19 protein-coding genes are annotated in these 21,609 nt (G+C 73.0%); 13 read left to right on the top strand and 6 right to left on the bottom strand.

Going from position 1 to position 21,609, the window contains the following annotated elements; translation table 11 throughout:
* The first annotated feature begins 206 nt into the window (after positions 1-206).
* A complete protein-coding gene (locus AB4880_RS15255; RefSeq protein WP_367920073.1) occupies positions 207-2,546 on the top strand; it encodes a molybdopterin cofactor-binding domain-containing protein in 2,340 nt (779 codons plus the stop codon).
* A 10-nt stretch (positions 2,547-2,556) separates the two neighbouring features.
* Positions 2,557-3,036 (top strand): (2Fe-2S)-binding protein, encoded by a 480-nt coding sequence (locus tag AB4880_RS15250; protein ID WP_367920072.1) that lies wholly within the window; start codon positions 2,557-2,559, stop codon positions 3,034-3,036.
* Between the two features lie 16 nt (positions 3,037-3,052).
* Here AB4880_RS15250 and AB4880_RS15245 read toward each other — a convergent pair whose 3' ends face one another.
* Both AB4880_RS15245 and AB4880_RS15240 read right to left on the bottom strand, forming a co-directional pair.
* Positions 3,053-4,237 (bottom strand): PucR family transcriptional regulator, encoded by a 1,185-nt coding sequence (locus tag AB4880_RS15245; protein ID WP_367920071.1) that lies wholly within the window; start codon positions 4,235-4,237, stop codon positions 3,053-3,055.
* A 50-nt stretch (positions 4,238-4,287) separates the two neighbouring features.
* Complete coding sequence (locus tag AB4880_RS15240; RefSeq protein WP_367920070.1) at positions 4,288-4,929, bottom strand: LysE/ArgO family amino acid transporter; 642 nt, start codon at positions 4,927-4,929, stop codon at positions 4,288-4,290.
* Between the two features lie 81 nt (positions 4,930-5,010).
* Here AB4880_RS15240 and AB4880_RS15235 point away from each other — a divergent pair, with 81 nt between their 5' ends.
* Positions 5,011-5,907, top strand: a complete 897-nt coding sequence (locus AB4880_RS15235) for an ArgP/LysG family DNA-binding transcriptional regulator (RefSeq protein WP_367920069.1) — start codon at positions 5,011-5,013, stop codon at positions 5,905-5,907.
* 82 nt (positions 5,908-5,989) lie between these two features.
* Here AB4880_RS15235 and AB4880_RS15230 read toward each other — a convergent pair whose 3' ends face one another.
* Complete coding sequence (locus AB4880_RS15230) at positions 5,990-6,340, bottom strand: hypothetical protein (RefSeq protein WP_367920068.1); 351 nt, start codon at positions 6,338-6,340, stop codon at positions 5,990-5,992.
* 91 nt (positions 6,341-6,431) lie between these two features.
* On the opposite strand from AB4880_RS15230, the gene AB4880_RS15225 reads away from it, so the two are divergent.
* The 5 genes from AB4880_RS15225 to xdhC are packed head-to-tail and all read left to right on the top strand — an operon-like array spanning position 6,432 to position 13,383.
* Complete coding sequence (locus AB4880_RS15225) at positions 6,432-7,076, top strand: LysE family translocator (protein WP_367920067.1); 645 nt, start codon at positions 6,432-6,434, stop codon at positions 7,074-7,076.
* A gap of 44 nt (positions 7,077-7,120) precedes the next feature.
* Positions 7,121-8,911, top strand: coding sequence for a CocE/NonD family hydrolase (locus AB4880_RS15220; protein WP_367920066.1), 1,791 nt, complete (start codon positions 7,121-7,123; stop codon positions 8,909-8,911).
* A 16-nt stretch (positions 8,912-8,927) separates the two neighbouring features.
* A complete protein-coding gene (locus tag AB4880_RS15215; protein ID WP_367920065.1) occupies positions 8,928-10,343 on the top strand; it encodes a xanthine dehydrogenase small subunit in 1,416 nt (471 codons plus the stop codon).
* Positions 10,340-12,574, top strand: a complete 2,235-nt coding sequence (gene xdhB / locus AB4880_RS15210; RefSeq protein ID WP_367920064.1) for a xanthine dehydrogenase molybdopterin binding subunit — start codon at positions 10,340-10,342, stop codon at positions 12,572-12,574. Before AB4880_RS15215 ends, xdhB begins: the two co-directional genes overlap by 4 nt.
* Positions 12,547-13,383 (top strand): xanthine dehydrogenase accessory protein XdhC, encoded by an 837-nt coding sequence (gene xdhC / locus AB4880_RS15205; RefSeq protein WP_367920063.1) that lies wholly within the window; start codon positions 12,547-12,549, stop codon positions 13,381-13,383. The genes xdhB and xdhC overlap by 28 nt, the downstream gene beginning before the upstream one ends.
* On the opposite strand, the gene AB4880_RS15200 is transcribed toward xdhC, so the two are convergent.
* The 3 genes from AB4880_RS15200 to AB4880_RS15190 form a co-directional block, all read right to left on the bottom strand.
* Positions 13,380-14,609 carry a restriction endonuclease gene (locus AB4880_RS15200; protein ID WP_367920062.1) on the bottom strand — a complete coding sequence of 410 codons (1,230 nt, stop codon included), beginning with the start codon at positions 14,607-14,609 and terminating at the stop codon, positions 13,380-13,382. The genes xdhC and AB4880_RS15200 overlap by 4 nt on opposite strands.
* Before the next feature lie 65 nt (positions 14,610-14,674).
* Entirely contained in the window at positions 14,675-15,163 is a 489-nt protein-coding gene (locus AB4880_RS15195) for a nucleoside deaminase (protein WP_367920061.1), read from the bottom strand.
* An 8-nt stretch (positions 15,164-15,171) separates the two neighbouring features.
* Entirely contained in the window at positions 15,172-16,086 is a 915-nt protein-coding gene (locus tag AB4880_RS15190; RefSeq protein WP_367920060.1) for a LysR family transcriptional regulator, read from the bottom strand.
* Positions 16,087-16,176: 90 nt separating this feature from the next.
* Between AB4880_RS15190 and tdh the strand changes: the two genes are divergently transcribed.
* The 5 genes from tdh to AB4880_RS15165 all read left to right on the top strand — a co-directional run bounded on the left by tdh (position 16,177) and on the right by AB4880_RS15165 (position 21,597).
* Positions 16,177-17,220: an L-threonine 3-dehydrogenase gene (gene tdh, locus AB4880_RS15185; RefSeq protein ID WP_367920059.1), complete on the top strand. Its 1,044-nt coding sequence runs from the start codon at positions 16,177-16,179 to the stop codon at positions 17,218-17,220.
* A complete protein-coding gene (locus AB4880_RS15180) occupies positions 17,220-18,401 on the top strand; it encodes a glycine C-acetyltransferase (RefSeq protein WP_367920058.1) in 1,182 nt (393 codons plus the stop codon). Before tdh ends, AB4880_RS15180 begins: the two co-directional genes overlap by 1 nt.
* A gap of 63 nt (positions 18,402-18,464) precedes the next feature.
* Positions 18,465-19,835, top strand: a complete 1,371-nt coding sequence (locus AB4880_RS15175; protein ID WP_367920057.1) for a DUF6421 family protein — start codon at positions 18,465-18,467, stop codon at positions 19,833-19,835.
* Positions 19,832-20,527: an SDR family NAD(P)-dependent oxidoreductase gene (locus AB4880_RS15170; RefSeq protein ID WP_367920056.1), complete on the top strand. Its 696-nt coding sequence runs from the start codon at positions 19,832-19,834 to the stop codon at positions 20,525-20,527. Before AB4880_RS15175 ends, AB4880_RS15170 begins: the two co-directional genes overlap by 4 nt.
* Entirely contained in the window at positions 20,506-21,597 is a 1,092-nt protein-coding gene (locus tag AB4880_RS15165) for a threonine aldolase family protein (RefSeq protein WP_367920055.1), read from the top strand. Before AB4880_RS15170 ends, AB4880_RS15165 begins: the two co-directional genes overlap by 22 nt.
* The last annotated feature ends 12 nt before the right edge of the window (positions 21,598-21,609 follow it).

Here is a 21,609-nt window from a genome sequence, read left to right as displayed (position 1 = left end):
AAGCCCTCCGCAACCTCGCGCCAGCAGCAGTTGGCCGGCAGGTGTGCGCGACATGAACGGCTCGGGAGCGCTCCTTGGGCATCTGTCCAGGCCGACTTGTCGGCGGCTCCATGGCCAGGGGCGTGTGACGGGTGTCACGATGGTCCGGGCTGCTCGGGGGCGCTGCATGGGGGCAGCGGCCGGCCCGGACGGATGGGAGATCCGCCATGTCGCTCCACTCACGAGACACGGTCCCGGAGCGCTCGGGCAGGCTGAGCAGGCGGTCCTTCGTCGGCTACGTCCTCGGCGGCGCCGGACTCGTCGTCGCCGCCGACCTCGCCCTCGGCGCCGGGCCCGCGCAGGCGAAGGGGCTGCCGATCCCGTCGCTGCCGCAGATCCCCGAGATCTACGACCTCAACGACTTCCTCACCCACTGCACGCTGCCGACGTCCGGCCTGATCGCGATCCACATCGACGAGCGCGGCGACGCGCACTTCGCGCTGCCGCGGATGGAGGTCGGGCAGGGCATCACCACCTCGACCGCGATGCTCATCGCCGACGAGCTCGACCTGCCGCTCGACCGGGTCCACGTGACGCTCGCGCCGGCCCGCCCCGAGCTGCTGTTCAACCAGCTCACGGGCGGCTCGAACACCACGATCTCGACGTACACGCCGATCCGGGTCGCCGCCGCGGTCGCCCGCAAGGCGCTGCTCGACGCCGCCGCCATCCAGCTCGGCGCGCTGGTGAGCACGCTGGTCACCAAGCGCGGCGTGATCAGCGACCTGCTCGGCAACACCCTGTCGTACGGCGACGCCGCCGCGCTCGCCGCGTCGCCCGAGACCCGCGAGGTGAAGGTCCGGCTCAAGCCGGTCGCCGACCGCACCATCGTCGGTACGCCGCAGCGCCGCCTCGACGCGCTCGACGCGGTGACCGGCCGCAAGCGGTTCGCGATGGATCTGGACATCCCCGGCGCTCTGCCCACCATGGTGTGCCGGGCGCCCGACCTCAACGGCACCGCGAAGGAGGTCCGCAACCAGGCGGCCGTCGAGGCGATGCCCGGCGTCACCCACGTCGCGATCATCCCGACCGGCGTCGCCGTCCGCGCGCGGACGTTCGGGCAGTGCATCGACGCGGTCCGGGCGCTCGACGTCGCGTGGAACGCCGGCACGGTGCCGGGAAGGTCGGCCGACGACATCCTCCGCGAGCTGCGGCGCGCGGAGCTGCCGCTCGCCGTGCCGAAGCTCGGGGCGACCACCGTCGAGGGCGACTTCGTCTTCCACTTCCGCAGCGGCTCGGCGCTCGAGCCCAACTGCGCGGTCGCCGACGTCCGCGACGGGTCGGCGACGATCTGGGGCGGGCTGAAGTCGCCGATCGACGCGCAGTCGAAGGTGGCGAAGGCGCTCAAGCTGCCGCAGAAGGCGGTGACCGTCAACGTCGTCCAGGGCGGCGGGTCGTTCGGCCGCAAGCTGTTCAGCGACGCCGCGATCGAGGCGGCGCACGCGTCGCGGGCGTTCGGCGCGCCGGTGAAGCTGATGTGGCACCGCGCCGACGAGCCGCGGCAGGGGCGGGTGCACCCGATGGCGACCTCGCGGGTGCGGGCGACGATCCTGCTCGGCAGCGTCGCGACCTTCGAGCAGCGGCACACCTCGGTGTCGACGGACTTCACGCACGGGCTCGGCGAGCGGCTCACCGCCGAGGTCGCCGCGCTGCCGACCGGGCTGGCGAACCTCGGCTTCTCCGAGACGATCTTCACGCTCACCCAGGAGGTGCCCTACGACTTCGGTGTCGTCACCCAGCTGCTCAACGAGTCGAACCTCGACTTCGACCGCTTCAACACCAGCTCGGTGCGCAACATCTACTCGCCCGACGTCCGCTGCGCCAACGAGCTGATCGTCGACCAGCTCGCGAAGAAGCTGAAGGAGGACCCGGTCGAGTTCCGGCTGCGCCACCTCAAGAGCCCCGTCGTGAAGCGGGTCCTGCGTCGCGCGGCCGAGCTGGGGGAGTGGGGCCGGGCGATGCCGGCGGGCACGGCCCAGGGCATCGCAATCCACAAGGAGTACAAGGGCGCGACCGCCGTACTCGTCGAGATCGACTGCCGCCCAGGGACCGTCGGCCGCAAGGTCCGCGACGCCGTCACCGGTCCGCGGGTCACGAAGGCGACCGTCGTCATCGACTGCGGGCTCGCGGTCAACCCGCTCGGCGTCCAGGCGCAGATGATGGGCGGCTTCTCCGACGGGATGGCGCAGGCGCTCAGCTATGGCAACCACCTCGTCGACGGGCACTTCCTGGAGGCCAGCTGGGACAACTCGGCGTACACGCGGCAGTGGAACGCGCCGCTGGAGTTCCACTGCGAGGTGATGGACGGCGACAGCACCGAGCCCGGCGGCGTGGGCGAGGCCGGCGTCGCGGCGTCGATGGCGGCCGTCGCCTGCGCCTACGCGCGGGCGACCGGCACCATGCCGACCGAGTTCCCCGTCAACTTCCGCGCCCCGCTGCACTTCGAGCCCAAGCCGTTCGTCCCGTCCGTCCCCGAGTCGCCGACCAACGGCCTCGACCACGTCTCCTGAGGAGCTCGCGATGCCGAAGCACACCTTCCAGCTCAACGGCGAGACCGTGACCGTCGACGTCGAGGACGACGTCCGCATCCTCTGGGTGCTGCGCGACGTCCTCGGCGTGACCGGACCCAAGTACGGCTGCGGGATCAACGTCTGCAAGGCCTGCACCTCGCACATCAACGGCAAGGCGTTCAACCCCTGCTCGGTGCCGATCGACGCGATCGGTGCCGACGACGAGATCACCACCATCGAGGGACTCGCCGACACCGTCCCCGGCGACGGGCTGCACCCGATGCAGGAGGCCTGGCTGGAGCACGACGTCGCCCAGTGCGGCTACTGCCAGCCCGGGCAGATCATGGCCGCGGTCGCGCTGGTCCACCGGGTCCGCCAGGAGGGGCGGGCGATCACCGAGGACGACCTCGACGCGATCCGCAACGTCTGCCGGTGCGGCACCTACTCCCGCATCCGGCAGGCGATCAAGGCGGGCGCGGAGGCGATGTAGCGGTCGGGCGTCGCGGTCAGGGCAGCCGGACGGCGCGGACGCCGACGAGCAGCTCGACGACGTCCTCGAAGCGGTGGAGGTCGGCGCCGGTCTTCGTCGCGATCCGCTCCAGGCGGTAGTAGACGGTGTTGACGTGGACGTGCAGCGCCCGGGCGGCGTCCTTGGCGTTGAGGTCGTGCGCGACGTACGCCTCCAGTGAGTCGGCGTAGACGCCGTCGGCGGCCAGGTCGTCGGTGAAGAAGCCGAGGATCTCGGGGCGCACCAGCTTGCGCACCGTGGGGTCGGGACGTCGTACCAGATAGCTGAGCGGCGAGATCGCGTCGAACGCCAGCAGGCCCGGCGCACCCTCGAGCGTGTCGTGCGCGAGCAGCGCCTCGCGGTAGGCGTCGGGCGCGGAGGCGTGGCCCTCGTGGGTGAGGCTGACGCCGACGACCGCGTCGACGCCGGCGGCGTGCAGCTCCTTGACCGCGCGCTCGACGTCGGCGTCGGCGGGCACGAGGCCGACCAGCTCGTGGTGGCGGATCACGAACATCCCGGGCGCGTGGTCGGTGAACGCCGAGCGGGCCTCGGTCCCGGGCGTCACCACGATCACGACGTACGACGTGTCGCCGGTGCCGACCCCGCTCAGCCCGGCGTGCGCGAGCGTCGCGCGATGCTGGTCGAGCAGCGCCTGACCGTCGAGGAGCCGCTCGAGGGTGTCGCGCTGGGTGCGCTCGAGGTCGGCGATCCGGTACTGCTGCGCCTGGTGGTAGGCCGCCGCGGCCGCCGAGCTGCCGACCTCGATCGTCCGCATCACGTGCGCGACCAGAGCGATGAGGACCGCCTCTCGCTCCGCACCGTCGGCCGGGAACGCCTGCAGGCTCTCCCACATGGTCAGCTGGCCGATCCGGAACGCCTTGAGGAAGTCGGCCAGCGCCACGCCCACCTCGACCCGCCGCTCGGCGTGACCGATCGTCTGCGGGAAGTCGCCGAGGTCGGGGTCGCGGCGCTCGCGGACGGTCTGCGCGAAGACCGCGAAGATCTGCCGGCAGTGCGCGGTGACCTCGGCCTCGAGCCCGCTCGTGCGGTACGGCGGAACCGCCTGCCAGATCGCCCGCGTCGCGGCCGCCGCCATCTCGTCGAGGCGCTCCTCGACCCACGTGGCGAGGCGCTCGCGGTCGAAATCGCGCGCGAGCTCGATCGGGGACGGTTCCGGGAGCATCCCGTGATGCTAGATCGTCGTGGCTGGTCGGACGTTGGCGTGTCCGGCACTCAGGCGAGCGCGAGCTTCACGGCGACGACCACCATGGTCGCGGCGATGCAGATCTCGAGCACCTGCCACGAGCGCGGCTTGGCGAGCAGCGGCGCGAGCAGCCGGGCGCCGAAGCCGAGCCCGCAGAACCAGAGCACGCTCCCGAGCGCCGCGCCCACGCCGAACCACCAGCGTCCGGCGACCGCGCCGCCGTCGTGGGCGGCGGCGATCGAGCCGATGAGCAGGACGGTGTCGAGGTAGACGTGGGGGTTGAGCCAGGTGAGCAGCACCGTCTTGCCGACGACGGCGCCGCGGGACTCCTGGACACGCTTCGCGCCGGGGCCGTCGTGCGCGCCCTCGCCGTCGGCCGCGAGGGACTCGGGCCGGGTGGCGCGGCGCAGCGACGCGGCGGCGTACCAGAGCAGGAAGGCGACGCCGATCCAGCGGACCACGACCAGCGCCCACGACGTCTCGTCGACGAAGGCGCCGACGCCGCCGACGCCCGCCGCGATCAGGACGGCGTCCGACAGCGCGCAGATGACGACCACGACGCCGACGTGGGAGCGGAGCAGGCCCTGGCGCAGGACGTAGGCGTTCTGGGCGCCGATGGCGACGATGAGGGAGAGGGTCGTCAGGAGTCCGGCGACGGCGGGGGCGAGCACGTCCGGCAACGCTAGGTGGCGGACCAGCCTTCAGGCCAGCGAATGTTCCTACAGGAACTTCAGTCTTGCTTAACTGGGGTCATGCGCTTCGACCCCGGTCAGCTCGAGACGCTCCTCGCGATCACCGAGGAGGGGACCTTCGACGCGGCCGCGCGCCGGTTGCACGTGACGCCGAGCGCGGTGAGCCAGCGGGTGCGGGCGCTGGAGCAGGCGGCGGGCCAGGTCCTCGTCCGCCGTACGACGCCGGCGAGCGTGACGCCCGCCGCAGAGCCGCTCGTCCGCCTCGGCCGCCAGCTCCGGCTCCTCGGCGCGGAGGCCGCCGCCGCGCTCGGCTCCGATGGCATCGTCGACCTCGCGGTCGCCGTCAACGCCGACTCGCTCGCGACCTGGTTCCGGCCCGTTCTGGCCGAGGTCGCCCGGCGGCCGGGCATCGCGCTGCGCCTGCACGTGGAGGACCAGGCCTACTCCCACGACCTGCTCCGCCGCGGCGAGGTCCTCGCCGCCGTCACCGGCTCGCCGGAGCCGGTCCAGGGCTGCGTCGTCGAGCGCCTCGGTGGCATCCGCTACACGCCCGCCGCCGCGCCCTGGCTGGTCGAGCGCCACCGGCGCGGCCGCGGCGTCGACTGGTCGGCGCTGCCGCTGGTCGTCTACAACGAGAAGGACCACCTGCAGGACGAGCTGCTCGCCGCCCACGGCGCCGGCCGCCCGCCTGTCGTCCACCGGGTGCCCAGCACCGCCGACTTCGAGGTCGCGGTCACCGCCGGCCTCGGCTGGGGCATGCTGCTCGACCCGCAGCTCGAAGCGGGCGTCGCCGCCGGCGACGTCGTACGGCTCCCGGGAGCGCGGCCGGTCGTCGTACCGCTGTACTGGCAGCGGTGGCGCCTCGACAGCCCGGCGCTCGCCGCCCTCACCGACGACGTACGGCGGGCGGCCGGCGTCCTGCGTCGGGTCCCGGCTCCTGCTACGGGGCCGGTCTGATTGGTCTCACCCGGCAGATCGGTCCGGTTTCGGCGCTGATCGGAGCAGGAATGCCGGGTGACACCGACGACCGGGCCGTGGATCACGCCGAGCGGGTCGCCTCCGCATGCGCTCGCTTGACCAGCTCCACCACCGACACCCCGTGCTCGGTCGGCTGGGTCCGGGCCTGGCGGTCCAGCCACATGGCCGCGTCGAGGGCGTCCGCGGCGAGCCGGCGCAGGTCGTCGGAGGTGTGCTCGTGGGCGCCGGCGACCGGCTCGTCGATGGTGGTCATGAACGAGCTCGCGGCGCCGGGGCCCTCCTGCCACCAGGTGCGGAAGACGCCGAAGCGCGGGCCCTCGTGCAGCCACGTGCCCGGGTCCTCGTCGGCGTGCTCGGCGGCGCTGGTCACGCACCAGCGGGGGCAGTCCGGACGCTCCTCGTCGGTCTCCACCCCTGGCCGATCGGCCCGGCGCGACGGGACCTGAGTCGCGGCGGGAGAAGGGGATCGCGGAACCTCCGTCCCGCGGTGGATACTCTCCGCCATGCCGTCGACCAGTCAGCTCGCCGCCTTCGCGGTCGCGTCCTTCCTGTTCATCCAGGTGCCCGGCCCGAGCCTGCTCTTCACCATCGGCCGCGCCCTGACGGTCGGACGGCGTGACGCGCTGCTCTCGGTCGTCGGCAACGCGCTCGGCCTGGTCACGCAGGTGGTGCTCGTGGCGGTCGGCCTCGGGGCGGTGGTGGCGGCGTCCGCGACGGCGTTCACGCTGCTCAAGCTCGGTGGCGCCGCGTACGTCGTCTACCTCGGCGTGCGCGCGATCATCCACCGCGCCGACGCCCGGGCGGCGCTGGCGGAGGCCGGAGTCGGGGTGGCGGAGCCCGAGCGCGGGCTGGCCTCGGTCCGCACCGGGCTCGTGGTCGGGGCGACCAACCCCAAGACGATCGTCTTCTTCGTGGCGTTCCTGCCGCAGTTCATCGACGGCGGGGCGGCGGCCGCGCCGCAGCTGGTCCTGCTCGGCGTCCTCTTCGGCGCGATGGCGGTCTGCTCCGACGCATGCTGGGCGCTCGCGGCCAGCCGGGCGCGCGACTGGTTCGCCCGCAAGCCGACCCGCCTCGACACCCTGGGCGCCGCCGGTGGCGTGATGATGGTCGGCCTCGGGATCACGCTCGCCACGGCCGAGAGCCAGTAGCTACCGGCGCGTAACCAGGCTGACGCGCCCCTCGTTCAGCCTGTGTGAAGCGCGTCACTCTGCTGGTCCTCGCGGTCCTGGCCGCCCTGCTCGCGATCCCGACCGCGCCGGCGACCTCCGCCGACCCGTTCTCGAAGACCACGCTGCACTTCAAGGTGCTCGTCGGCCCGACGGGGACGCAGGTCTGCGACGTCATCGGCGACGTCTACGTCCCCGCGACCGCGAGCGCCACGCGCCGCGTCCCGGCGGTGCTGACGACCAACGGCTTCGGCGGGTCGAAGGACGACCAGGGGGCGGCCGCGGCGGCTCTCGCCAGCCGCGGGTACGTCGTCCTGTCCTACTCCGGTCTCGGCTTCGGCGGGTCTGGCTGCGCGATCACCCTCGACGCGCCCGACTACGACGGCAAGGCGGCCAGCCAGCTGGTCAGCTATCTCGGCGGGGCGACCGGGATCGCCTTCGTCGACAAGGCCCACACCCAGCCGGCGCCCGCGCTCGACGTCGTCCAGCTCGACGCCCGTGACCACGACGGCGTGGCCCGTGCGAACGACCCGCGGGTCGGCACCTTCGGCGGCTCGTACGGCGGCGGCTTCCAGTTCGCGGTCGCCTCGATCGACGCGCGGGTCGACGCGCTCGTGCCGGTGATCACCTGGAACGACCTCAGCTACAGCCTCGCGCCCAACAACACCGCGCAGACGACGGGCGTCTCGACGTCCGTTCCGGGTGCCGCCAAGCTGGTCTGGGCGCTCGGCTTCTCGGTCATCGGCGTCAGCAGCGACCTGATCAACCAGCAGGTGCCGCCGGACCTGCTGCCGTGCCCCAACTTCGCCGCCTTCGTCTGCCCGGCATTGATCACGGCGGGCGCCACCGGCTACCTCCAGCCGGCCGACGTCGCGCATCTGCGCGGGCGGTCGGTCGCATCGTTCCTGCCCGCGATCAAGGTCCCGACGCTGCTCGTCCAGGGTGAGCGCGACACGCTCTTCAACATCAACGAGGCGGTGGCGACCTATCGGGCGCTGCAGGCGCAGGGCACCGAGACCAAGATGGTCTGGCAGCTCGGCGGCCACTCCGGCGACGGCGCCCCCGGCGAGGTGAACTGGACCGATCCGGCGTCCGGCTATGTCAGCGGCCGCGTCCTCAACTGGTTCGAGCGGCACCTCAAGGGCCGCGCGGTCGGCACTGGGCCCGAGTTCGCCTACTTCCGCGACTGGGTGCCCTACACCGGCAGCGCCGGCCCGGCGTACGCGACCTCGCCGACCTTCCCGGTCGGGCAGCAGCGGACCTGGCGGCTCTCCGGGGCCGACGCCCTGACCACCGGTACGGCGACCGCGGGGCGCCAGACTCTGCTGACCCCGCCGGCCGGCCTGCCGACCCGCCTCGACGAGCTCGACGTGCTCGGCAGCAAGGTCGGACCGGTCACCTCCCTCGTCACCGACCTCCCCGGCACCTTCGCCGCCTGGTCGACGGCCCCGCTGACCACGCCGCTGCGCGTGGCCGGCTCGCCGACCGTCCGGCTGCAGGTCAGCGCCCCGGGCGCCGTCCTCACCCAGCAGCTCGGCCCCGCCGGGCAGCTGGTGCTCTTCGTCAAGGTCGCCGACGTCGGCCCCGACGGCAAGGCGCACCTGATCAACGGGCTCGAGGCGCCGGTGCGGATCGCCGACGCGACCAAGCCGTTCACGGTGCAGCTGCCGGCGATCGTGCACGAGTTCGCGCCCGGGCACCGGCTGCGCCTGGTCGTCGCCGGCGGCTCGATCAACTACCGGGGTGGCGTCACCCCCAACGCGGTCACCATCGCGTCGGGAGCTGCGCAAACCCTCACCCTCCCGGTGGTCCCCTGATCTAACGTAGACCGTGATGAGCACGGAACCGGCCGTTCGACCGGGCGCCGCCGTCACGGTCAACGGAGCCGCCCGGGCGCTGGACGACGCCCAGCCACCGGCCACCGCGCTCGACTGGCTGCGCTCGATCGGCCTCACCGGCGCCAAGGAGGGCTGCGCCGAGGGGGAGTGCGGCGCGTGCGCCGTCCTGGTGGCGCGGCCCGGCGTCGACGCCCCGACCGAGTGGACGGCGATCAACGCCTGCCTGATCCCCGCCGCCTCGCTCGCCGACCAGGAGGTCGTGACCGCCGAGGGCCTCGGGACACCGGCCGCGCTGCACCCGGTCCAGCACGAGATGGCGGTCCGCGGCGGATCGCAGTGCGGCTACTGCACGCCCGGCTTCGTCTGCAGCATGGCGGCCGAGTTCTACCGCCCCGGTCGCGCCGCGTTCGACCACCATGCGCTGTCGGGCAACCTGTGCCGCTGCACCGGCTACCGTCCGATCGTCGACGCCGCCGAGGCGCTCGGCGCGCCCGCTGCCGACGACCCCCTCGCCGCCCGTACGACGTCCGCCCCGCCAGCCACGCGCCCTCACCGCGTCGCGGGCTGGGTGCGACCCGGATCCCTCGACGAGGCGCTGGCCCTGCTCGCCCGACCGGGTGCGGTCGCGGTCGCGGGTTCCACCGACCTCGGGGTCGAGGCCAACCTCCGCGGCGCCCGCCCCGACCTGCTGGTCGCCGTCGACCGGCTCGACGAGCTGCGCGGCCTGACCGTCGGCGACGACCTCGACGGCATCGCCGAGATCGGCGCCGGCCTCACGCTGAGCGAGGTCGAACGGCGGCTCGAGGGGAGAATCCCCTTGCTGGACGCGGTGTTTCCGCAGTTCGCCTCGCGCCTGATCCGCAACGGCGCCACCTTCGGAGGCAACCTCGGCACCGGGTCGCCGATCGGCGACCTGCCGCCCGCGCTGCTCGCGCTCGATGCCGAGCTGGTGCTGGTCGGGCCCGCCGGCGAGCGGACCGTCCCGCTGGCGGGCTTCTTCACCGGCTACCGGCAGAGCGTGCGCGTGCCGGGCGAGCTGATCGCACGGATCCGGATCCCGCTGCCCCTCGCCGCCACCACCGCCTTCCAGAAGATCGCCAAGCGGCGGTTCGACGACATCTCCTCGGTCGCTGTGGCCGTCGCGCTCGACCTCGACCCGGCCACCCACACGGTGCGCCGCGCGGCCATCGGCCTCGGTGGTGTGGCCGCGACGCCCATCCGCGCCACCGCCGCCGAAGCCGCGCTCGTCGGCGTCCCCTGGACGGTCGAGGGCATCGCCCCGGCGGCCAGGGCGCTGGCCGACACCGGCACGCCGCTCGACGACCACCGAGCCAGCGCGACCTACCGGCGGGCGATGCTCGGGCAGGCGCTGCCGCGGCTGCTCGCCGAGACCGAGGAGCGACAGCCATGAGCGTCGGCGAGGCTCGCCCCCACGAGGCGGCCGCCCTCCACGTGACCGGACAGGCGCTCTACACCGACGATCTGGCGCTCCGCCTGCCCGGCCTGCTCCACGCCCACCCGGTGCAGGCGCCCCACGCCCACGCCCGCGTGACGCGGCTCGACCCGGCGCCGGCGTACGGAATCCCTGGTGTGGTGCGGGTTCTGACGGCCGCCGACGTCCCCGGCGTCAACGACGCGGGCACCAAGCACGACGAGCCGCTGTTCCCCGACGAGGTGATGTTCCACGGCCATGCGGTCGCGTGGGTGCTGGGCGAGACGCTGGAGGCGGCGCGGCTCGGCGCCGCGGCGGTCGCGGTCGACTACGAGCCGCTGCCGGCGCTGGTCGACGTCACCGAGGCGATCGCCGCCGACAGCTTCCAGGGCGCGCGACCCGTGATGGAGCGGGGCGACGTCGAGGCCGGATTCGCCGCATCCACGCGGGTCTTCGAGGGGATCACCGAGTTCGCGGGGCAGGAGCACTTCTACCTGGAGACGCACGCGTCCTTCGCGCAGGTCGCCGACGACGGCCAGGTGCTCGTCCAGTCCAGCACCCAGCACCCGACCGAGACGCAGGAGATCGTCGCCCACGTGCTCGGCCTCGCCAGCCACCAGGTGACCGTCGAGTGCCTGCGCATGGGCGGCGGCTTCGGCGGCAAGGAGATGCAGCCGCACGGCTTCGCCGCGGTCGCCGCGCTGGGCGCCACGCTGACCGGGCGGCCGGTGCGGGTCCGGCTCACCCGCCAGCAGGACATGACGATGACCGGCAAGCGGCACGGCTTCCACGCCACCTGGCGGGTCGGGTTCGACGACGACGGCCGCCTGCAGGCCCTGGAGGCGACGCTGACCTCCGACGGCGGCTGGAGCCTCGACCTCTCCGAGCCGGTGCTCTCCCGCGCGTTGTGCCACGTCGACAACGCCTACTGGATCCCGCACGTCCGCGTCGCCGGCCGGATCGCCCGCACCCACAAGACCTCGCAGACCGCCTTCCGCGGCTTCGGCGGCCCGCAGGGCATGCTCGTGATCGAGGACGCGCTCGGTCGCTGCGCACCCGCGCTCGGGCTGACCGCCGACGAGCTGCGTCGCCGCAACTTCTACGTCGAGGGCCAGGCGACGCCCTACGGACAGTCGGTCCGGCACGCCGAGCGCCTCGACCGCGCGTGGCAGCAGGTCCTCGACACCAGCGAGTACGCCGTGCGGCGCAAGGAGATCGACCGCCACAACGCCGAGAGCCCCCATCGCAAGCGGGGTCTGGCGATCACCCCGGTGAAGTTCGGCATCTCGTTCAACTTCACGTCGTTCAACCAGGCCGGCGCGCTCGTGCACGTCTACAAGGACGGCTCGGTGCTCATCAACCACGGCGGCACCGAGATGGGCCAGGGCCTGCACACGAAGATGCTGCAGATCGCCGCCACCACGCTGGGGCTGTCGATCGAGCGGGTGCGGCTCGCGCCGACGCGCACCGACAAGGTGCCCAACACCTCCGCCACCGCGGCCAGCTCGGGCGCCGACCTCAACGGTGCGGCGATCAAGGACGCCTGCGCGCAGATCCTCGCGCGGATCGCCCCGGTGCGGGAGCGGCTGGGCGCGACGGCGCCGTGGGAGGACGTCGTACGGCAGGCCTATCTCGACCGGATCCAGCTCTGGGCCGCGGGCTTCTACCGCACCGAGGGCCTCTCGTGGGACGCGACGACGATGACTGGTACGCCCTTCAAGTACTTCGCCTACGGCGTCGCCGCCGCCGAGGTCGAGGTCGACGGCTTCACCGGCGGCTACGACGTGCGCCGGGTCGACATCGTCCACGACGTCGGCGACAGCCTCTCGCCTCTCATCGACCTCGGCCAGATCGAGGGCGGATTCCTGCAGGGGATGGGCTGGTTGACGCTCGAGGACCTGCGCTGGGACACCACCGACGGCCCGGGCCGCGGCCGGCTGACGACCCAGGCCGCGTCGACGTACAAGCTGCCGAGCCTGTCCGAGCTCCCTGCCGACCTGCGCGTCGCGCTGCTGCCGCGTGCCACCGAGGACGGCGTCGTCTACGGCTCCAAGGCGGTGGGGGAGCCGCCGCTGATGCTGGCGTTCTCGGTGCGGGAGGCGCTGCGCGACGCGGTCGCGGCCTTCGGCCCGCTGGGGGCGAGCGTCGAGCTGGCCTCGCCCGCGACGCCCGAGGCGGTGTGGTGGGCGATCGAGCGGGTGCGGCGCTGATGGACTGGCTGCGTGCGCTCCAGCACCTCCGCGAGACCCGCACCCCCGGCGTGCTGGTGACGATCACCGAGGTCCGCGGCCACGCGCCGCGCGCCGCGGGCGCCAAGCTGGTCGTCGCGCCCGACGAGGCCTGGGGGAGCATCGGCGGCGGCAATCTCGAGGAGTCCGCCGTACGACGGGCCCGCGCGCTGATCGCCGACGGGGCGACCGCGCCCAGCACCGAGCGGCACGACCTGTCCGACCGCGCCCCGCTGGAGTACGGCGTCCAGTGCTGCGGCGGCGAGGTCGCGCTGCTCTACGAGCCGCTGCCCGTCCGGCGTGCGATCGCGGTGTTCGGCATGGGTCACGTCGGCTTCGAGCTGGCCCTGCTGCTGAGCCGCCACGACCTCGAGGTCCACCTCGTCGACTCGCGCGCCGACCAGCTCACTCCGGAGCGCGTGGGACCGCTGCTCGCCGGGCCCGCCGACGTCCGCGTGCACGAGGTCCCCGTGCTGCCCGAGCTGGTGATCGCCGATCTGCCACCGGGCGCCGACGTCCTGGTGCTCACCCACGACCACGCCGAGGACCTCGCCCTCCTCGACGCGCTGCTGCGCTCTCCGATCCCCGGCTCGATCGGGTTGATCGGGTCGAGCGCCAAGTGGACGCGCTTCCGCGGCAAGCTCGCCGAGCTCGGGCACGACCCGACCGCCATCGGGCGGGTGCGCACGCCCATCGGCGCCCAGGGCATCACCGGCAAGGAGCCCGCGACCATCGCGCTCGCGGTCGCCGTCGAGCTGCTGGCGCCGGCGCGCGAGCGCTCTGCGGGCTAGCTCACCACCGAGCCGGAGGGCCGCCGGGTCGCCAGTGTCGTCGCGTGGAGGTTGGCCGGCCTGACGGTCTGCGGCAGCTCGACGGTGAACAGGGAGACGCCGCGGTCCTCCGCGAAGGAGAGAGCCTGCTGCGTGTAGCCGGACAGGGCGAAGCAGGCGACGGGATGTCCGTCGGCCGCGCCGACGAGCTGTTGGATGACGGGTCGCCCGACCGGGCGCGAGGTGTACTTCACCTGGGCGAGCAGGCCGGTCGCGCGTACGTCGATGCCGCCGTCGGCGCCGTCCTCCGTGACGTGGGCGTCGAGGTAGCCGAACCGTCGAAGGGCGAGCGCGGCCAGCTGCTCGGCACGCTTCCAGTCCGCGTCCGGGACGACGATCTCGAACTCCCAGTCCTCGCCGTCGACCGGTCCGCCGGGGGAGGCGCGGTCGAGATCGACGGCGCCGTAGGGCAGCGAGTTGAGGAGTCGCAGCCGGCGGTCCTGCGTGGACTCGAAGGGCGCGATGCCCAGGATGCGTCGCGTCCACGACTGGGCCGCGTCGTGCAGCGGGTGGAGGCGGGCGAGGCAGTCGACCAGGACGGCGTCCGAGGGCTGGTCGTAGCGCAGGGCCCAGACGAGTCGGTCGCGCGCGAGGAGGAGGACCTCACCGGCGTTGGCGTTCGCGCCCTCGATCTCCTTCGTGAGCTGCCGCAGCTCCGCTCGGGTGCCGATGGTCATCCGTCGCTGGAAGACCGGTGTCTGCTGGAACGCGAGCAGGTCGGCATGGATCCGCATCAGGTGCTCGACCTCGTTGAGGCGGGCGAGCCGATCGGAGCGCGTCGCCAGCCGCGCGGCCGCGATGGCGTGCTCGTCGGCGGCGGGCTGCCGCCAGAAGCTCCAGCCCGCGGGAGCCGGCGGCCAGCCGAGGTCGGGCGTCCAACCGGCCGGCGGATGCCAGCCGGCCGGCGGCTGAGGCCACTGCGGCGGAGCCGCCCAGACCGGCGCCGGCCGCCGGGGAGGGACTGTCGGCGGTTGGTGGAAGAGCTCGACGTCCTCGTCGTCGCCGACGACCTGCCAGAACTCCCAGTCCTCGGGCGGATTCGGCCAGTAGCGACTCGGGCGCCAGTCGAGCTGGGGCGCGAAGCCAGCAGGGGCGGGATCCCAGCCCGGGGGAGCCGTCCACTCGAGTCGGTACTCGCCCGGCGGGGACGGGGCAGGCCCGAGACTGCCGTGGTCGTTCTGCGTCACGCGCCATATCTTCGCCTGCGGCGCCGGTCGGTGAGCACGAAATCGGGAGTCGGTGCGGCGCGCGCTCAGTAGTGGGTGCGCCCCTCGTGGGCCAGCCACGCGTCGAAGGGCGCCGCCGCGTCGGGCACCCGCAGGTGGGCGATGGCGAGCGCCCACTCCGAGCGCGGCCGCTCGAAGAGCGCGTAGAACGCGGAGTCGTCGAAGCCGCCGCGGGCCGCGTCGTCGCGGTCGGCGGCGTAGACGACCCGGTCGAGGCGGGCCCACAGCGACGCGGACAGGCAGAGCGGGCACGGCTCGCACGAGGTGTAGAGCGTGCAGCCGGCGAGCTCGAAGGTGGCGAGCTTGGTGCAGGCGGCGCGGATCGCCGTCACCTCGGCGTGCGCGGTCGGGTCGAGGTCGCGGGTCACCCGGTTCTGGCCCTCGGCGACGACCACGCCGTCGCGGACGATCACCGCGCCGAACGGCCCGCCGCCGTCGGCGACATTCGTCGTCGCGAGCGCCACCGCACGCGCCAGCCAGCCCTCGTCACCGTTGCTCGCAGAGGTCGCAGCCATGCGGCCATTCAACCCTGTGAGGCGACCAGGCGCTCCATGACGTGGCGCAGCGCCTGGACGACGACCTGCACCGACCGCCGCCGCAGCGTCTCGGGGCGGGCGAGGACGTCGATCGTGCGGCTGGTGCTGAGTCCGTGCAACGGGCGGAGCACGACGTCGTCGTACGGATGGGCGGAGGTGTAGCGCGGCAGCAGCCCGATCACCGATCCGGCGGCGACGAGCGTGGCGACGGCGCCGTAGTCGTTGACCCGGTGGACGACGTCGGCCGGGCGGCTGGCGACCGCGGCGACGGCGGTGAGGACGTCGTCGGGGGAGTAGCCCACCCGGCTGGTGACCCAGCGCTCGCCGATGACGTCGCGCGGGCGCAGGCTCCTGCGGTCGGCGAGCGGGTGTCCCGCGGGCAGCGCGACGTCGAGCGGCTCCCGCGCCAGCTGGACGACGTGCAGGTCGGCCGCGGGCCAGGGCGGGCTGTGCTCCATCCGGTGCGCGAGGACCAGGTCGTACTGCGCGGTGAGCGCGGGGAAGTCGCTCTGGGCGACGTCCTCGTCGGCGAGCCGGAGCTCGGGCGCGGTCGGGTCGGCGCCGAGCTCGTGGAGCAACGGCCCGAAGAGCGCCTGCCCGGCGCTGTGGAAGCTGCTCAGGGTGACGGTGCCGCCGGTCTCGTGCTCGAACTCGTCGACGGCGCTGCGGGCCGCCGCCATCGCTTCGATGACGCCGGCGCCGGCCTGGGCGAGCACGTGGCCGGCGTCGGTGAGGGTCAGCACCCGGCCCTCGCGCCGGGTCAGCGGCGTCGCGAACTGCCGCTGCAGGGCGGCGAGGTGCTGCGACACCGCCGAGGGGGAGACGTGCAGGGCCTCGGCGACGGCGGTGACGCTGCCGAGGGCGCCGAGCTCGCGCAGGACGGTCAGCTGGTGGAGCTCCACGCCGGCCAGCCTACTGTGAAGCGATCACTTAACAGACGTTGCAGGAAGTGCCCGTTGCTCTGCACGGTCGCCCGGCGCTCCAATGGAGCCATGAAGGCGCTCTTCAAGCCAGAGGCGGGCCCCGGGCTCGAGCTCGTCGATCGGCCCGACCCCGTCTGTGGTCCGGCCGACGTGATCATCAAGGTGCTCCGCACCGGCATCTGCGGCACCGACCTCCACATCCTGCGGTGGGACGACTGGGCCGCGGGCGCGGTGAAGGCGCCGCTCACCCCGGGCCACGAGTTCTACGGCGAGGTGGTCGAGGTCGGCCCGCTCGTCACCGACGTCGCCGTCGGCGACCGGGTCTCCGGCGAGGGCCACATCGTCTGCGGCACCTGCCGCAACTGCCGCGCCGGCCGCCGACAGATGTGCATCCGCACCATCGGCCTCGGCGTGCAACGCGACGGCGCCTTCGCCGAGCTCCTCAGCCTGCCGGCCAGCAACGTCTGGGTGCATCACCCCGACGTCGACCCCGACCTGGGCGCGATCTTCGACCCGCTCGGCAACGCCGTCCACACGGCGCTGGCGTTCCCGCTCGTCGGCGAGGACGTGCTCGTCACCGGCTGCGGCCCGATCGGCCTGATGGCGATCGCGATCGCCCGCCACGTCGGCGCCCGCTTCATCGTCGGCACCGACGTCAGCGCCGCCCGCCTCGAGATGGCCAAGGGGATGGGCGCCGACGCGGTCGTCGACGTGTCGCAGGGCACCGTGCTCGACGTCCAGCACGCGCTCGGGATGCGCGAGGGCTTCGACATCGGCTTCGAGATGAGTGGCGCTCCCTCGGCGCTGCCGCAGATGATCGACAACATGAACCACGGCGGCCGGATCGCCATGCTCGGCCTGCCCAGCGCGCCCTTCGCGATCGACTGGGGCAAGGTCGTCACCCACATGCTGACCCTCAAGGGCATCTACGGCCGGGAGATGTTCGAGACCTGGAACGCGATGGGCGCGATGCTGCAGTCGAGCAGCGCGCTGCGCGAGGCGATCGCGTCGGTCATCTCCGACCGGCTGCCGGCCGCTGCGTGGGAGCGGGGATTCGAGATCGCGGCGTCCGCCGGGGTCGGCAAGGTCGTTCTGGACTGGACGGAGCTGTGATGTACGGAGACTTCAGGAGCCACCTCGCCGCCGAGCTCGACGGCATCGAGCAGGCCGGGCTGACCAAGCGCGAGCGCGGGATCCGCGGCCCCCAGAAGGCGGAGATCGTCGCCGACGGCGCCGACGTCCTCAACTTCTGCGCCAACAACTACCTGGGCCTCGCCGACGACCCGCGGCTGCTCGACGCCGCTCGCGGCGCGCTCGACGAGTGGGGCTACGGGATGGCGAGCGTCCGCTTCATCTGCGGCACGCAGGAGCAGCACCTCGAGCTCGAGCGCCGGCTCTCCGACTTCCTCGGCACCGAGGACACGATCCTCTACTCCTCGTGCTTCGACGCCAACGGCGGCGTCTTCGAGACGCTCTTCGGGCCCGACGACGCGATCATCTCCGACGCGCTCAACCACGCCTCGATCATCGACGGCATCCGGCTCTCGAAGGCCCGCCGGCTGCGCTACGCCAACCGCGACATGGCCGACCTCGAGGCGCAGCTGAAGTCGGCCGCCGACGCGCGCTTCCGCGTCGTCGTCACCGACGGCGTCTTCTCGATGGACGGCTACCTCGCGCCGCTGCGCGAGATCTGCGACCTCGCCGAGAAGTACGACGCGCTCGTCTTCGTCGACGACTCCCATGCGGTGGGCTTCGTCGGCGCCGGCGGTCGCGGCACCCCCGAGCTGGCCGGCGTCGGCGACCGCGTCGACATCTACACCGGCACCTTCGGCAAGGCGCTCGGCGGCGCGTCGGGCGGCTACGTCTCGTCGCACCGCGAGATCGTCGCGCTGCTCCGCCAGCGCTCGCGCCCCTACCTGTTCTCCAACACCCTCGCCCCGTCGATCGTCGCCGGCACGCTGCGCGCGCTCGACCTGGTCGAGGGCTCGGGCGAGCTGCGGGAGCGGCTGCAGGCCAATTCCCGGCTGTTCCGCGAGCTGATGGAGGCCGAGGGCTTCGACCTGCTGCCGGGCGAGCACCCGATCGTCCCGGTCATGTTCGGCGACGCCGCGCTCACCGCGCGGATCGCCGAGGTGATGCAGAAGCACGGCGTCTACGTGACGGCGTTCAGCTTCCCCGTCGTCCCGCGCGGCGAGGCGCGGATCCGGGTGCAGCTCTCGGCGGCCCACACCGAGGACCAGGTCCGCCGCTGCGTGGCGGCCTTCGTCGCGGGCCGGGAGGCCGCGCAGGCCTGACAGAACAGAGGAGTGCCGTCGTGAGGTTGATTCAACAGGAGGATTTCCTGTTGAATGGGCCTCATGACGGACGTTCTTTCTCTCGCTGACCGCACGACCGACCGCGGCGCCGTCGTCGCGCATCCGGCCTGGCAGGCCCTGAAGAATGTCGTCGAGGAGATCCGCACCTGGCAGCGGCCCGACGGCTCCATCGACTTCGACGCCGAGATCGCCCCGACCACGGCGGCCGCCGTCGAGTCGGTCGTGCTGGTCACCGAGGCGATCGAGGAGCTCGCGCCCCTGCTGCCCTACGACGCGGCCTATCACCGTGCGCTCATCGCCGACCTGCGTCGCTGGGCCGAGACCGGCTTCGGCGTACCCGACTTCCTCGACTCGCTGATGGCCTTCGAGCCCGCCCGCGACCGCGTCGACGGCCGCCAGCACCTCGTCGTCTTCCCGATGTACACCCAGAACGGCAACCCCGACCGCAACCTCGAGGCGGTCGTCTTCACGATGGTGTGGCCCGACTGGCTGGCCGACCTCGAGGCGACCCGCTACGACAACCCGCTGTTCTGCGGCATCACCTTCGCGGACTTCACCAGCGGCTACGACACCAACTCCGCCGTCCTCTTCCCCGAGACTGTCGCCGTGCGCGAGGTCCCGGAGCGCTTCAGCTGGGGCGGGATCTTCTGCGACCGCGAGGCCGCCCGCTTCCGCCGCGTCAGCGAGGCCGCGGTGAGCCTGCTCGGCGTCGAGCTGCCCGACGACATCCGGGGCCTGCTCGAGGACCAGCAGCGCAGCCAGGACGCCTTCGTACTCTGGGACATGATCCACGACCGCGCGCACAGCCACGGCGACCTGCCGTTCGACCCGTTCATGATCAAGCAGCGCCAGCCGTTCTGGATGTACGGCCTCGAGGAGCTGCGCTGCGACCTGACCGCGTTCAAGGCCGTCGTCGAGCTCGAGGCCGAGGGCTTCGCCAAGGCCGAGGACGTGCAGCACGCGATCCTGCTCGACCGGATGTTCCGCTTCCCGGTCACCGGCGAGCGCACCCGCAACTACGACAGCGTCGGCGGCCAGCTGCTCTTCGCCTACCTGCACCAGCACGACGCGATCCGCTGGACCGACAACAAGCTGCGCATCGACTGGAACCTGGCGCCGCAGGTCACCAATGCGCTGTGCGCCGAGATCGAGGAGCTCTACCGCGACGGCATCGACCGGCCCAAGATCGTGCACTGGCAGGCGGGCTACGAGCTGGTCAGCCGCTACCTCGCCCCGCACCCGGGCTCCAAGTGGGCCCGCGGCGCCGAGGCGCTCGACTTCTCGAAGCAGCCGCGCGAGCTGGTCGACGACGTCCTGCCCGACGAGTTCCCGCTGAGCATGTTCTTCGAGGCGCTGGCCAAGAAGCTGAAGAACGTGATCGCCGAGACCCGCGGCATCACCGCCGCCGCATGACGCGCGTCATCGCGGTCGCGGGGGCGGGCGGACCCGCCGGCCGCGCCGTCGTACGACGGTTGGCGGAGGCGGGCGACATCGTCGTCGCCGCCGACGCCGACCAAGCCCGGCTCGACGAGGCCGTCACCCCGGTGGGGGCCGAGGGCCGGGTCGTCGACCTGCTCGACGCCGCTGCGACCCGAGCGTGGATCGACGACATCGTCGCGCGCCACGGCCGGCTCGACGGCTTCGTCCACCTGGTCGGCGGCTGGCGCGGCGGCAAGGGCCTGACCGCCGAGGCGCTCGACCACTGGGCGGTCCTCGAGCCGCTGCTGGTCCGCACCCTCCAGCACACCTCGCTCGCCGCGCAGGCGGCGCTGGCCGCCGCTCCCGCCGGCCGGTTCGTCATCGTCAGCGCCGCCGGCGCGGGTGCGCCGACCGCGGGCAATGCGGCGTACGCCGCCGCGAAGGCCGCCGCGGAGGCCTGGACCCTCGCGCTCGGCCACGCCTTCGCCAAGGCGGGATCGAACGCCGCGGCTACGATCGTCGTGGTCAAGGCGCTGGTCGACGAGGCGATGCGGGCGGCCCGCCCGGACGCCGCCTTCGACGGCTTCACCGACGTCGACGACCTCGCCCTGAGCATCGCCGGTCTCTGGGACCGGCCGACCGACGAGCTGAACGGAGAGCGCCTGTGGCTGACGCCGCGACCCTGACCACCTCTGGTTCCACGGCGGCCCAGCGGCGGCACGACCCCGAGGCCCGCCAGTTCGCGAGCGACAACTACGCCGGCGTGCACCCCGAGGTCCTGGCCGCGATCGCGCTCGCCAACGGCGGCCACCAGGTGTCCTACGGCGAGGACGCCTACACCGAGCACCTGCAGACGATCATGGCCGGCCTGTTCGGCGACGGCGTCGAGGCCTACCCCGTCTTCAACGGCACCGGCGCCAATGTCGTCGGCCTGCAGGCGCTGACCGACCGGTGGGGCGCGGTGATCTGCGCCGACACCGCCCACATCCACGTCGACGAGGGCGGCGCCCCCGAGCGGATGGGCGGCCTCAAGCTGCACACCGTGTCGACCCCCGACGGCAAGCTCACGCCCGCGCTGATCGACCGCCAGGCCTGGGGATTCGACGACGAGCACCGCGCCATGCCGCAAGTCGTCTCGATCACGCAGTCGACCGAGCTCGGCACGCTCTACACCCCCGACGAGATCCGGGCCCTCGCCGACCACGCCCACGGCCTCGGGATGCGCCTCCACCTCGACGGCGCACGGCTCGCGAACGCCGCGGCGGCGCTGGACGTGCCGGTGCGGGCGTTCACGTCCGACGCCGGCGTCGACGTCCTGTCGTTCGGCGCGACCAAGAACGGCGCCCTCGCGGGCGAGGCGGTCGTCGTCCTCGACCCCGACGGCGTCACCCACCTCAAGCACCTGCGCAAGCTCTCGATGCAGCTGGCCAGCAAGATGCGCTTCGTCTCCGTGCAGTTCGAGGCCCTGCTCGCCGACGGCCTCTGGCTGCGCCTCGCCGGACACGCCAACGCGATGGCCCAGCGCCTCGCCGCCGGCGTCCGCGAGATCGACGGCGTCGAGGTGCTCTACCCGGTGCAGGCCAACGGCGTCTTCGCGCGGCTTCCGCACGACGTCAGCCGCCGGCTGATGGAGCGGCACCGCTTCTACTTCTGGGACGAGGCGGCGGGCGACGTGCGGTGGATGTGCTCGTTCGACACGACCGAGGACGACGTCGACGGCTTCCTCGCGGCGCTGCGCGAGGAGATGGGCCGCTAGCCCGTCCGGTCG

Origin of the sequence: Nocardioides ginsengisoli (genome assembly GCF_039537225.1) — a bacterium.
GTDB lineage: Bacteria > Actinomycetota > Actinomycetes > Propionibacteriales > Nocardioidaceae > Nocardioides > Nocardioides ginsengisoli.
Note: the sequence above shows the minus strand (reverse complement) of the source record. Positions and strands in the feature narration are given on the sequence as shown.

Excerpts from the sequence above, each read along its gene's own strand:
- AB4880_RS15255 (WP_367920073.1), top strand. The coding sequence starts at position 207 with ATGTCGCTCCACTCACGAGACACGGTCCCGGAGCGCTCGGGCAGGCTG.
- AB4880_RS15245 (WP_367920071.1), bottom strand. The coding sequence starts at position 4,237 with ATGCTCCCGGAACCGTCCCCGATCGAGCTCGCGCGCGATTTCGACCGC.
- AB4880_RS15180 (WP_367920058.1), top strand. The coding sequence starts at position 17,220 with ATGTACGGAGACTTCAGGAGCCACCTCGCCGCCGAGCTCGACGGCATC.
- AB4880_RS15195 (WP_367920061.1), bottom strand. The coding sequence starts at position 15,163 with ATGGCTGCGACCTCTGCGAGCAACGGTGACGAGGGCTGGCTGGCGCGT.
- AB4880_RS15170 (WP_367920056.1), top strand. The coding sequence starts at position 19,832 with ATGACGCGCGTCATCGCGGTCGCGGGGGCGGGCGGACCCGCCGGCCGC.
- AB4880_RS15235 (WP_367920069.1), top strand. The coding sequence starts at position 5,011 with ATGCGCTTCGACCCCGGTCAGCTCGAGACGCTCCTCGCGATCACCGAG.
- xdhB (WP_367920064.1), top strand. The coding sequence starts at position 10,340 with ATGAGCGTCGGCGAGGCTCGCCCCCACGAGGCGGCCGCCCTCCACGTG.
- tdh (WP_367920059.1), top strand. The coding sequence starts at position 16,177 with ATGAAGGCGCTCTTCAAGCCAGAGGCGGGCCCCGGGCTCGAGCTCGTC.
- AB4880_RS15250 (WP_367920072.1), top strand. The coding sequence starts at position 2,557 with ATGCCGAAGCACACCTTCCAGCTCAACGGCGAGACCGTGACCGTCGAC.
- AB4880_RS15215 (WP_367920065.1), top strand. The coding sequence starts at position 8,928 with ATGAGCACGGAACCGGCCGTTCGACCGGGCGCCGCCGTCACGGTCAAC.
- AB4880_RS15225 (WP_367920067.1), top strand. The coding sequence starts at position 6,432 with ATGCCGTCGACCAGTCAGCTCGCCGCCTTCGCGGTCGCGTCCTTCCTG.
- AB4880_RS15175 (WP_367920057.1), top strand. The coding sequence starts at position 18,465 with ATGACGGACGTTCTTTCTCTCGCTGACCGCACGACCGACCGCGGCGCC.